The sequence below is a fragment of the uncultured Shimia sp. genome (assembly GCF_913054185.1).
In the GTDB taxonomy this organism is placed as follows: Bacteria; Pseudomonadota; Alphaproteobacteria; order Rhodobacterales; family Rhodobacteraceae; genus Shimia.
On record NZ_CAJXIV010000044.1, the window covers coordinates 18,559 to 30,442 of the forward strand.

General features: G+C 53.6%; 10 protein-coding genes and 1 tRNA gene. 10 read left to right on the top strand and 1 reads right to left on the bottom strand.

Features of this window, described 5'->3' with window-relative positions:
• Nucleotides 1-59 precede the first annotated feature (59 nt).
• Nucleotides 60-935, bottom strand: coding sequence for a hypothetical protein (locus tag QZ517_RS10870; protein ID WP_294226543.1), 876 nt, complete (start codon nt 933-935; stop codon nt 60-62).
• 154 nt (nt 936-1,089) lie between these two features.
• Here QZ517_RS10870 and QZ517_RS10875 point away from each other — a divergent pair, with 154 nt between their 5' ends.
• From QZ517_RS10875 to hsdR, 10 genes are all read left to right on the top strand, one after another.
• The gene (locus QZ517_RS10875; RefSeq protein ID WP_294226570.1) at nt 1,090-2,715 is read left to right on the top strand and encodes an iron ABC transporter permease; all 1,626 of its coding nucleotides are present in this window, start codon (nt 1,090-1,092) and stop codon (nt 2,713-2,715) included.
• Nucleotides 2,716-2,763: 48 nt separating this feature from the next.
• Nucleotides 2,764-2,839, top strand: a tRNA-Thr gene (locus tag QZ517_RS10880).
• A 164-nt stretch (nt 2,840-3,003) separates the two neighbouring features.
• Entirely contained in the window at nt 3,004-4,191 is a 1,188-nt protein-coding gene (locus QZ517_RS10885; RefSeq protein ID WP_294226546.1) for an integrase arm-type DNA-binding domain-containing protein, read from the top strand.
• 28 nt (nt 4,192-4,219) lie between these two features.
• A complete protein-coding gene (locus QZ517_RS10890) occupies nt 4,220-5,125 on the top strand; it encodes a hypothetical protein (RefSeq protein ID WP_294226550.1) in 906 nt (301 codons plus the stop codon).
• 150 nt (nt 5,126-5,275) lie between these two features.
• Nucleotides 5,276-5,482 (top strand): AlpA family phage regulatory protein, encoded by a 207-nt coding sequence (locus QZ517_RS10895; protein ID WP_294226553.1) that lies wholly within the window; start codon nt 5,276-5,278, stop codon nt 5,480-5,482.
• Between the two features lie 13 nt (nt 5,483-5,495).
• Entirely contained in the window at nt 5,496-5,900 is a 405-nt protein-coding gene (locus QZ517_RS20080) for a helix-turn-helix domain-containing protein (protein ID WP_366766040.1), read from the top strand.
• Nucleotides 5,901-5,952: 52 nt separating this feature from the next.
• Nucleotides 5,953-6,975, top strand: a complete 1,023-nt coding sequence (locus tag QZ517_RS10900; RefSeq protein ID WP_294226555.1) for a site-specific integrase — start codon at nt 5,953-5,955, stop codon at nt 6,973-6,975.
• A 59-nt stretch (nt 6,976-7,034) separates the two neighbouring features.
• Entirely contained in the window at nt 7,035-8,477 is a 1,443-nt protein-coding gene (locus QZ517_RS10905) for an N-6 DNA methylase (RefSeq protein ID WP_294226557.1), read from the top strand.
• Complete coding sequence (locus QZ517_RS10910) at nt 8,474-9,715, top strand: restriction endonuclease subunit S (protein WP_294226560.1); 1,242 nt, start codon at nt 8,474-8,476, stop codon at nt 9,713-9,715. The genes QZ517_RS10905 and QZ517_RS10910 overlap by 4 nt, the downstream gene beginning before the upstream one ends.
• Before the next feature lie 398 nt (nt 9,716-10,113).
• A partial coding sequence (hsdR, locus tag QZ517_RS10915; protein WP_294226565.1) for an EcoAI/FtnUII family type I restriction enzme subunit R occupies nt 10,114-11,884 on the top strand: 1,771 nt, incomplete at its 3' end.

Below are 11,884 nucleotides of genomic sequence, written 5' to 3' on the forward strand. Positions count from 1 at the left end.
GACATCCGCGTGTCAGATTTGTGAGGCGGCTCCCGGTTCGGGGGCCGCTTTCGTTTTGGTCAGGGGGTTAAGACCGTCACGCCGGGAATTCGCTCGATGCGGTAGACGTCTTCGTCATAAGATTGTGTCATCTGGTCCACCATGGCGTTGGTCCAACCGGGCAAGTCGAGCTCTTCTTCGATTTCATCTTCGATGCCAAATTTATCCAAAAAGGCGGCATAGATGCGCCGCTTCTGAATCTCGGTTGCTCCCGGATGATCTGCCAAAAAGGCCTCCAGTCGGGCCATGCCTTCGTCGCTCATGATTGTGCGCAACAAATCGGTGCCGCCAGCCACCTCAGTGACCGGATCAAACCCAGCCATGTCCCGCATGATTTCTTCCCAAATAATCGGGGTGTCTTCGTTGCACCACACGGTGACCGGCATGTCTGGAACCGCGTCGCGAATGCGTAGGATCAGCTCAGACCAGCGCAGCGCCAGCGGGTCGCAATTGTCTGTGACCTCTTCGATTGTGTGATTGGGCGAGGCTGCCACCAGTGCCGGGACAAATGTCGCAGGGTTGCGGATCGCCATGAAGATTTCCATCTCCTCGCCGTAAAGCAGCGCGGACACACCACGCAGGCGGTCACCGGCGCCAGGAAACAGGCAGTTGTGGCGGATGGCGCGGCGCGGCACACCAAAAAAATTGTCATTGGACAGGATCATTCGGTCCGGTTGGGTGGTGCCAATCATGCCGCTCATGATCGCACCCTTATAGTCGGTGGCCATGGCCGCGTTGGACATCTGCCCCAACGTGTCGCGAATTTGGCGACGGTAAGTCGACGGTGGCGGCAAGGCGATGCCGTGCTGCGCCAGCAGTTCCTGATTCTGGGTCAAACTGCCGAGAAGTTTTCCCTCGTCAGTGAAGTGCGCGCCTGCGTGAAGTACAATCTGCATGTTCTTTTCGTTGTTGGATTGTGCTGGATCAAGTATAGCCTCGTTTCTGGACAGTAAAACCAGATTCAGGCAACACAAGGGCGCGATAAAGGAATCCCCTGTGCAATCACATGTGACAACACCGCCCTCCACGCGAACTTCTACAGCTAAGGCGCTGAAAAGGCTTCTGACATTTGATCCGTGGTCGTTTGGGTCTCTGTTGGTGGCGGTGACCGTTCTGGCACCCATTTTGGCGGTAGTCTGGATCGCGTTTCACCCGGTTGAAAACATCTGGCCCCATTTGTTGTCCACGACCTTGCCGCGGTATATGCGCAATACGTTGGTTTTGATGGCATCAGTGGGCATATTGGCCGCCTCAATGGGGGCCACAACCGCCTGGCTTGTGACCCGGTATCGATTCCCTGGCGTGCGCTGGATTCAGTGGGCGTTATTGTTGCCACTGGCCATTCCTGCCTACGTCGGCGCATATGCCCTGGTAGATTTTTTGGAGTACGCCGGACCCGTGCAAACTGGCTTGCGCGAGTTGTTTGGTTGGCAAACCAGCCGGGATTACTGGTTCCCGGAAATCCGCTCTATGGGGGCGGCGATTCTTGTACTGTCAGCCGCCATGTTTCCTTATGTCTATATTCTTGCGCGCGCCGCGTTCCGCGAGCAATCCGGCGCAGGCGAAGAGGTGGCACGTTCACTTGGGGCGGGGCCAGTGGCCAGGTTTTGGCGCGTGGGCCTGCCAATGGCGCGCCCGGCAATTGCCGCAGGCACAGCCATTGTGATGATGGAAACGGTGAATGACTTTGGCACCGTGGACTATTTTGCGGTGCAAACACTCACCACCGGCATTTTTAGCGTCTGGCTGGAAAGTAACAACGCCGGGGGCGCGGCACAAATTTCTAGCGTGGTACTGATGTTGGTGATTTTTTTGGTGACAATGGAAAAAGTCAGCCGCCGCAAGGTGCAATTTTTCAGCCTGAGCAACCGCAACCGTCCCGCTGAACGCACGCAGCTCTCCGGAGTTTGGGGTTGGTTGGCGATGCTGGCCTGTGTGATGCCGTTTCTGATTGGCTTTGTGATGCCGTTTTCGGTGATTGCGCATAACGCCGCTGGCAGCCTGGATCAATGGCGTGATCCGGCGTTGCTGACAGCGCTTTGGAACACTTTGCGGGTGTGCGGTATCGCGGCGGTTGTCACTGTGGTGGCGGGGGTGTTCATGGTTTATGGCGTGCGCCTGTCCGGCCGCAGTTTGCCAAGGTTGCTGTTGCCTATCACCACAATTGGCTACGCGGCCCCAGGTGCAGTGTTGGCAGTGGGGATATTGATCCCTTTGGCCGTGCTGGACCACAAGCTGGCTGATTTGATCGAAGTGCTCACAGGTTCTCCAACGGGGCTGTTGCTGACCGGGTCTTCCTTCGCGCTGATTCTGGCCTACTGTGTTCGATTCTTTGCCATCGCCCAAGGTGCAGCAGATGGGGCCATGGGCCGCGTTCCACCCAGCCTGCCGATGGCGGCCCGATCTTTGGGGCGCTCTAAGGGGCAAGTTTTGCGTGAAGTTTACCTGCCATTGGTGCGGGCTTCGATTGGGTCAGCGTTGCTTTTGGTCTTTGTGGACTGTGTCAAAGAGCTGCCAGCGACCATGCTTTTGCGCCCGTTCAACTTTGATACATTGGCCACGCGCGTGCATGAGCAGGCCAGTCTGGAAAACCTGTCAGACGCCAGCCCTGGCGCTATTATGATTGTTTTGGTTGGCTTGGTTGCAGTTGGATTGCTGGCCCGTGCAAATCGCTAAAAAAGTCTCTTGCAGGTTCCGAAAGACTGCCTTAAATGAGGCTCCAGTGCCCCTATAGCTCAGCTGGTAGAGCAACTGATTTGTAATCAGTAGGTCCGCGGTTCGAGTCCGTGTGGGGGCACCACTTTCCAATTCACTGACGTCCGAAGACATCCAGAAGTCCCTGTGATATAGGGGTTTTGGCGATGTTCTTTGTCCAGTGTTGTCCTATGGCGTTTGGTGAGATGCCCCCAGATTGGGGGGCTTTTTGGGGGCTTCGCGACTTTGATGAAAAGGCGAGGCCCCCAGATGCCACTTAGCGACGTTCAGATTCGAAATCTCAAGCCCAGAGAAAAGCCATATAAGGTTTCGGATTTCGAGGGGCTTTATCTTCTCGTGACGCCTGCCGGTTCCAAACTTTGGAACGTTAAATATCGGCTGCATGGAAAAGAGAAAAAACTGTCGCTTGGTGCGTATCCTGCCATCTCTTTGTCACAGGCACGAAAGCTTAAACAGGAGGCCCGCGCCAAAATTGCTCAAGGCACTGATCCGTCCGAAGCGAAGCAGGAGGCAAAACGCGAAACTCGGGAAGCGCAAAGCCATACGTTCGCCAAGATCGGGGGTTCGTTTCTAGAGAAGCAGCGCAAGGAAGGCAAAACCCAAGCCACACTCGACAAAACGATTTATCATTTGAAACTCGCGAACGCGGATTTTGGCCGTAAACCCATAACGGAAATCACTGCGCCTATGATCCTGACATGTCTGCGCAAAGTCGAGGCCAAGGGGAACTATGAGACAGCTCACCGGCTGCGCGCACGGATTGGGTCCGTCTTTCGGTTTGCCGTTGCGAGCGGAATTGCCGAAACAGATCCCACCTATGCGCTCAAAGATGCGCTGATACGTCCAAACCGGAAACACCGCGCGGCGATCACTGATCCAGTGAAACTTGGGGCGCTTCTGACTGCCATCGATGGCTTTGATGGACAAGCCACTACGCGAATTGCGCTGCAACTGTTAGCTTTGTTGGCTCAAAGGCCGGGCGAAATCCGGCAGGCGAAATGGCGAGAGATCGATTTTGAAACCAAGATTTGGTCGATCCCTGCGGCCAAAATGAAGATGCGCTGCGATCACAATGTGCCCTTGCCAACGCAAGCCGTTGAGCTTTTGTTGGAGCTGCGTGAGATTTCAGGCGAGGCTGAGTATCTATTTCCTTCGTTGCGTTCGTGGCATCGCCCTATGTCAGACAACACCTTGAACGCTGCATTGCGCCGCATGGGTTATTCCGGTGATGAAATGACCGCGCATGGGTTTCGAGCAAGCTTTTCCACACTGGCGAATGAAAGCGGGCGATGGAACCCTGACGCAATTGAAGCGGCGCTTGCACACGTCGAGCGCAATGAAGTGCGCAAGGCTTACAATCGGGGGCTCTATTGGGAAGAACGTGTCGAGTTGGCACAATGGTGGGCTGGATTTTTGGACGAGATAAGCGCAGTTTAGTGTTTTGTCGTCCAATTTGAGAAAATGAATGAACACTCCGAGCAAAGATTTGCGGGAACGAAACATCGAGCAAATAATCGCCCGTAAAATGGGAAAGATTTATGATTGGAAAGAGCCTCAAGTTGTCAAAACCGTTGGGCCATTTTTTCCAGATGCGTTCAAACAGTACACCGACGAAGTTCAAAACATTCACTTTCGTCTGAAAGAACGCCTTCAGGAGTTAAGTCTTGAAGAGTTGCAGTTGGGATTCGATCTAAACTTCGCAGTCAGAGAAACTCCCATCAATTCTATGAAGAGCTGGAGTACGTTGTTTAATAGCGAAATTAACGCGTTGACACGATCCATTCCCAGTTGGTTTTCAGCCGGGTTGGGGCACCCGGATTTCGTGACGGATTTAGCCTATTGGCCGAAAATGCCAAGGTTCGCGTTGGACGAAATCTTGTTGTTGTCGGTCGGTGCTGATCCACGGCGGGCCGAAGTGGCAGACATGATAAAAGAGTTTCGTACGACTAACTTAACGGGACTAGAAGTTTTGGATTTCATAGCAGATCGCTCCGCTTTGTTTAGCCGCCAGTTTAACCCACGAGGACACAAGGACGCATTGGTACTTCCGGAACACTTCTTAGATTTTGTTGACCGTGTTGATCTGGAAGTGGAGCAAGGGTTTCTTCGCGAACTGACCAAAATTCATCGACCGGCCAAGCGGATGTCAAATAATCCATTGGACACAAGGGAACGTGACAGCCTGTTAAAAATGATCTGTGTGATGGCAATAGACGGTTATGGATTTGACCCCAAATCGAAGCGGAGCAGTATCCCAAAGGAACTGTTGGAAATCGCGCAGCGCAACGAAATCCAAATCACCAGCGACACGATTCGAAAGCACCTCTATGCGTCCTCTGAGTTCTTTGAGGAGCCATGGAAAATCGATTAGAGTCTAATCCTTTAAGGAATAGCCCTCAATTTGGCCCATAGAAAATTCGGCAAAAATTGCTATTCTGGAACTCGTTTTCCAAGTCCCTTCACCTATCAGGAATTCCACTCAAACATCTAGATAGACGTAATTAAACAAGGTCTATCTGATATGGATAACTTCGACTTCCCTAGGACGGGTTTTGTCCGGCTCTCACAAATTTTGGCCCCAGCTGGCCCGATCCCTGTTTCCAAATCAACATGGTGGCAAGGCGTCAAAGATGGACGTTTTCCGCAACCGCAAAAGCTTGGCCCGCGTACAACCGTTTGGAAGGTTGAACACATTCGGGCACTCTTTGAGGATCGGGAGGATGGGTAAGCGCGCCAATCCGATGGCGGTTAAGGCGGCACTCACATACGACATCAATGAGGCTGCGGCAGCTTTGGGCAAATCGCCCGCGACCATTCGCAGTTGGATCAAAGACGGCCTCCCTGTCATGAGTTCCCGCAAGCCTACCCTGATTTCTGGAGAGGCAATCCGTACCTATCTTCGGGCAAAGTACAAGGCTGCTAAGCGTCCGCTTGGGCCGGATGAATTTTTCTGTTCGGGGTGTGGCGGTGCCCGCCTGCCTGTTGGGATGGCTGCAACAGTTTGGCCGATGCAAAATCGTACGGTCCTTCTGAAAGGGGCTTGCACCAGATGCGGCTGCACTTGCACCCGCATGATTTCTAAGTCGCGGCTTGGGGAATTCGCTCAACGGTTCCGGTTGTCAAACAAGGCAGACAGCGAACCCTAAGTGACACCGCCTGCACCCCTTCAAACTTTCACAATCTCTAAGGAGGAACCCCATGAGGAAATTCAACGAGGAAAATGAGCGAACCAAACGCCGTTACCTGCAATATCTCAAGACTGCTAAGCGGAAGGATGCAGGCACCGTTCTGAAAGCGGCGGAAGCAATTTTGAGATTTGAGGCCAGCACGAACTATGCGGACTTCAAACGCTTCCACATTGAGCAGGCGATCAAGTTTCACGACCGTATCAATGCGGAAATCAGCAAGGCAACTGGTAAGCCCCTGTCAAAATCGACAATAGCTTCGGTGCTTGCGGCAAACAAGGCGTTCATTTTTTGGCTGGCAGATCAACCCGGCTACAAAAGCCGCATACGTCATTCTGATGCGGATTACTTCAACATGGATGCCAAAGGCCAGCGGGTGGCGAGGGCCACACGAGAAACGCCTTATCCTTCCATGGAGATGGCCCGCCACGCCTTCAACTACATGCCGGAAGCCACAGACGTTGAACTGCGCAACAAGGCTCTGTTTGCGTTTCTGATGCTCACCGGCGCACGTGACGGGGCAGTTGCTTCCTTGCGGCTCAAGCATATCAACATGATCGACGGCTGTGTTTATCAGGATGCGCGCGAAGTCAGGACAAAGAACGCCAAGACTTTCACCACCTATTTCCTGCCTGTCGATGCCGCGTATCAGGTGTGTTTTGATCAGTGGGTGAGTTATCTGAAACGGGACAAGCTGTTCGGGCCGGACGATCCGTTGTTTCCACCACCAGAGGTCAAACCTGTTGATGGCGAGTTCAAGGTGGTGGGCTTCAAGCGTGAAACCTACAAGAATGCCAATGCTATTCGCGCGGTGATCAAGGAGGCCTTTCAGCGGGCCGATTTGCCGCCCTTTACGCCCCATGCGTTTCGCAAAACACTGGTGAAATGGGCCGACACCACCTATCCAACCCGCGAGGCCTTCAAGGCCTTTTCTCAGAACATCGGCCACTCCAACGTCGTCACAACCATAAGTGCCTATTGCCCCGTCGATATTGAACGTCAGGCTGTGTTGATTAAAGCGGCGAGAAGTGGCTGACAGGCGTTGTTTCTCGCGCTTCCACATCATAGCTTGGCAAAAAAATCAAAGGACCGCCCGTGTTTGAAAACGCCTTCAACAGCATCGACAAAGAACTCCGCAACGAAGATGGGCTGGCGTCTGAGCTGGACTATGCGGAGCAGACCTCATGGATTTTGTTCCTGAAATACCTCGACGACATTGAGCAAGAACGCCAGGACGAAGCCGAGCTGGAGGGCAGGGAGTATGCGCCAACTTTGCCCACGGCTATGCGTTGGAAAACGTGGGCCTCGGGCAAAAACGACGATGGCAGCGACCGCAAAGATGTCCTCACCGGCGAAGACCTGATCACATTCGTGAACACCGAACTGTTCCCGACGCTCAAGAAATACCGCGAGAACGCGACCAGCCCCGACACCATCGAATATAAGATCGGCGAGATCTTTTCTGAACTGACCAACAAATTCCGCTCCGGCTATTCGTTGCGTGACGTGTTGGACATCGTGGATGGGTTGGAGTTTGGCACCCAAGAGGCCAAGCACGAACTGTCCGACCTCTATGAAAGCCGCATCAAACGCATGGGCAATGCGGGGCGCAATGGCGGGGAATACTACACGCCACGCCCGTTGATCCGCGCGATGATCAAGGTCACGGACCCCAAGATCGGCGAGACCATCTATGACGGGGCCTGCGGCTCGGCTGGCTTTTTGTGCGAAGCCTATGAACAGATGCTGACGCCGGACATTTCGGCCACCGATTTCAACACGCTCCAGACCAAGACCTTCTATGGTCAGGAAAAGAAATCGCTCGCCTATATCATCGCCATCATGAACATGATCCTGCATGGCATCACCGCCCCCAATATCCGGCGCACCAATACGCTCAACGAAAACGTCATGGATATTCAGGAGAAAGACCGTCACGACGTGATCCTTGCCAATCCGCCGTTTGGCTCGGGCGAGCGGGCCGAGGTGCAGCAGAACTTTCCGATCAAATCGGGTGAGATGGCCTATCTGTTCATGCAGCATTTCATTCGCAAGCTGAAGGCTGGCGGACGGGCGGCTGTGGTGATCAAGAACACATTCCTCAGCAATGGCGATGCCGCCGCGCTGCGCCGTGAATTGTTGGAAACCTGCAACCTGCATACAGTGCTGGACTGTCCCGCCAAGGTGTTTCAGGGCGCGGGGGTGAAAACCGTGGTGCTGTTCTTTGAAAAGGGCCGCAAGACGCAAAAGACGTGGTATTACGCGCTTGATCCGGAACGGTCCTTGGGGAAATCAGCGCCCTTGCGCGATGATGAACTAGCCGAGTTCGTGGAGCTGCAAAAGACCGGGGCCGATAGCGCCAAAAGCTGGACGGTGATGCGCAGCGACATTGACGACGCGACCATGGATATGTCGGTCAAAAACCCCTTTGCACCAGAGGAAGCCCCGCTGCGCGCGCCTGCGGAGATCATCGACGACATGCTGGCGCGGGATACCGAGACAGCCGAGATACTGGCGCAGATCAGGGGAATGCTGTGAAGGCGGGGTGGGAAGTTAAGAGGCTTGGTGACATTTGCCGGTTGGAGCTAGGAAGCACTCCGCAGCGAAAAAATCCGTTGTTTTGGGACAGTGACAGAGCGACAACAAACGTGTGGTTGTCTATCGCGGACATGACTGCGATCAAGGGTAAATGTATTGGCGACAGCAAAGAATATGTAAGCGATCTTGCAACTGGAAAGATGAAGTTAGTACCGGAAGGCACTCTTGTTTTGAGCTTCAAGCTTAGTTTGGGGCGAGTGGCTATTACTAGCCGAGATTTGCGGACCAACGAAGCAATCGTTGCCATCCATGATTTGGATGCACGACAAATTAACCGCGAATACTTATTTTGGTATTTCTCCTTTTACGATTGGGATGCTGCGGCTGCGAATGACGAAAAATTGAAGGGTAAGACGCTCAATAAGGCAAAGCTTAAAGTTCAACCTGTCATAATCCCCCCCTTCGAAGAGCAAAAGCGGATTGTGGCGGTTTTGGATGCGGCGTTTGAGGGGCTGACCCGCGCCAAAGAGAACGCAGAAACCAACCTCCAAAACGCGCGGGAGTTGTTTGAACGCCGGCTTGCGTCTGCATTCAAAAAAATCGAGGCTGAGGAAAATACGAAGCCCATTACGGTCGCTGAAATCGCTTTGCCCCAAAAGGGCTCCATTCGTACGGGTCCATTTGGTAGCCAGTTGTTACACAGCGAGTTTACTCAGGAGGGCATCGCAGTCCTTGGGATCGACAATGCAGTCAAGAATGAGTTCCGATGGGGAAAAAGCCGATTTATTTCGCCTGAAAAGTATGAGGCGCTCAAAAGGTACACGGTTAAACCAGGTGATGTTATAATCACGATAATGGGGACCTGTGGGCGCTGCGCAGTTGTCCCTGATGATATTCCGGTGGCGATAAATACGAAGCATTTGTGTTGCATTTCTCTAGATCATGCCAAGTGCATACCAGAGTACTTGCATGCGTATTTTCTGCATAGTGAAGCCTCCTTGACTTACCTGAATGCAAACGCATCGGGTTCTGTTATGGACGGGCTCAACATGGGATTGATCAAAGAGCTGCCGGTGTTTTTGCCTGACATTGCAACACAGCGAACCGTTGCAGCCTTGTTTCAAGAAGCTAGAGAAAAAACACTATCTCTAGAAGGGATTTACCAAGCTAAACTCCAAGACATCGCAGACCTGCGGCAATCGCTCTTGCAAAAGGCCTTTGCGGGGGAGCTGACATAGGGCTAAGCTCGCCTCATGATTGATCGGGACCAACCTTCGGGCAAGAAAAGGCCTGCCTCTCGGGCGCAGCGCAACAAGCGAGGCAGGCAACAGGCGACTAGAATTTCAAATGGTCGGTCTTTGGCATTCCGAATTTTGGACGCTCAAACCGCGATTGATCGCCTATTGGTTGGTCGCGAAACTTCGTCAAGAAAACTAAAACAACGGGCTAGCAAACTAAGTGCGGAAATTGATGCGTCAAAAGCGGAATTGAGGAAGTTGGGATTCGAACCAGAAGAAGCGGTGACTTCCGCTGCTGAGTATCGGGCTCACTTGAAAGGCGAGGCGTTCGAACCGCAACCAGTCTTGGGCGTTGGAATTGGCACATACCGTTTGGGCAACAAGCGGAAGAATTGGACATGAGTATTAGTCAGGAAACCGAAGCAGACACCCGCGCAGATCGCATCGATCCTTCTCTGGCATCGCAGGGTTGGTCTGGTCCGAACAAGACTGAAGGCGCACGAGTCAGCCGCGAAGAAATGCTTTGGCCTGGTCGCATCATGTCTGGTGGCGGGCTGAATGCCCCTAAACCCGCCGATTATGTTCTGCGCATGAATGGCCATGTGCTGGCCGTGATGGAGGCCAAGAAAGCCGCGCTGCCCTATACCGAGGGGCGGGGGCAGGCGCTGGACTATGCCACGCGCATTGACGCGCGCTTTGCTTATTGCACCAATGGTATCAGTTACTATGAAATCGACCGGCACACCGGCGTTGAGCGCGATGTCGATGCGGTGCCCACACCAACCGAGCTTTGGAACCGCTGTTACCCAACCGGCAATGCGTGGCGAGATCGCTTTGGGCAAGTGCCGTTTGAGACCGATGGCGGCAAGTGGCAGCCGCGTTACTACCAGGCCGCTGCGGTCAACGCGGTGCTGGAAGCCATGTCTGAGGGCGAGCGACGCATTTTGCTGACGCTGGCGACGGGCACCGGCAAAACGTCCATCGCTTTTCAGATCGCATGGAAGCTGTTCCAATCTCGTTGGAGCCTGTCAGGCGAACCAACTCGACGCCCGCGCATTCTGTTTCTCGCGGATCGCAACATTCTGGCCGATCAAGCGTATAACTCTTTCTCGGCGTTCGAGCAGGATGCGCTCAGCCGTATCAATCCGAAAGAGATCAGCAAAAAAGGCAAGATGCCGCGCAATGCGTCGGTGTTTTTCACGATCTTTCAGACCTTCATGACCGAAAATAAATCCGGCGATGAGGAGTTTAACTTTCGCGAATATGAACCTGATTTCTTTGACTTTATCATCATTGATGAATGCCACAGGGGCGGGGCCAAAGATGAAAGCACGTGGCGCGGTATCCTGGAGTATTTTGAACCGGCGGTGCAGCTTGGCCTGACCGCGACGCCAAAGCGCAAGACCAACGCCGATACATATTCTTACTTTGGCGAGCCGGTTTATACCTACGCGCTGCGCGATGGGATCGACGATGGTTTCTTAACCCCGTTCAAAGTGCGCCAGATGGCCAGCACGATTGATACCTATGTATTTGATCCGGATGATGAGGTGGTCAGCGGGGAGATTGATCCGGATCACGTCTATACCGAGGATGAGATCAACGCGAAGATTGTGATCCCGGAGCGCGAGCAAAGCCGCATTCACGAGTTTATGGATCAGATCAATCCACGTCAGAAAACACTAGTGTTCTGCGCGACGCAAAACCACGCCGCTGCTGTGCGGGACTACATTAACCAGATCAAAGACATCGACGATCCGCATTATTGTGAGCGGGTGACTGCCAATGATGGGGCGCTGGGGGAACAGCATCTGCGGGAATTTCAGGACAATGAGCGCAGCATTCCAACGATCCTGACGACCTCGCAAAAGCTATCGACCGGAGTGGATGCGCGAAACGTGCGCAATATCGTTCTGATGCGCCCCGTGAAGTCGATGATTGAGTTCAAGCAGATTGTCGGCAGGGGAACACGGACCTTTGAGGGCAAGGACTTTTTCACAGTCTATGATTTTGTGAAGGCTTATGAGCATTTCAACGACCCGGAATGGGACGGGGAGCCGTTGCCGCCCGATGCACCAGGCCCGCAGCGTCCTAAAACGACTGGAGGCGGCACAGGCCAAGCTCCCGAGCCTGGACCAGAACCGGAAGCGAAGATTGTGGTCAAGCTTG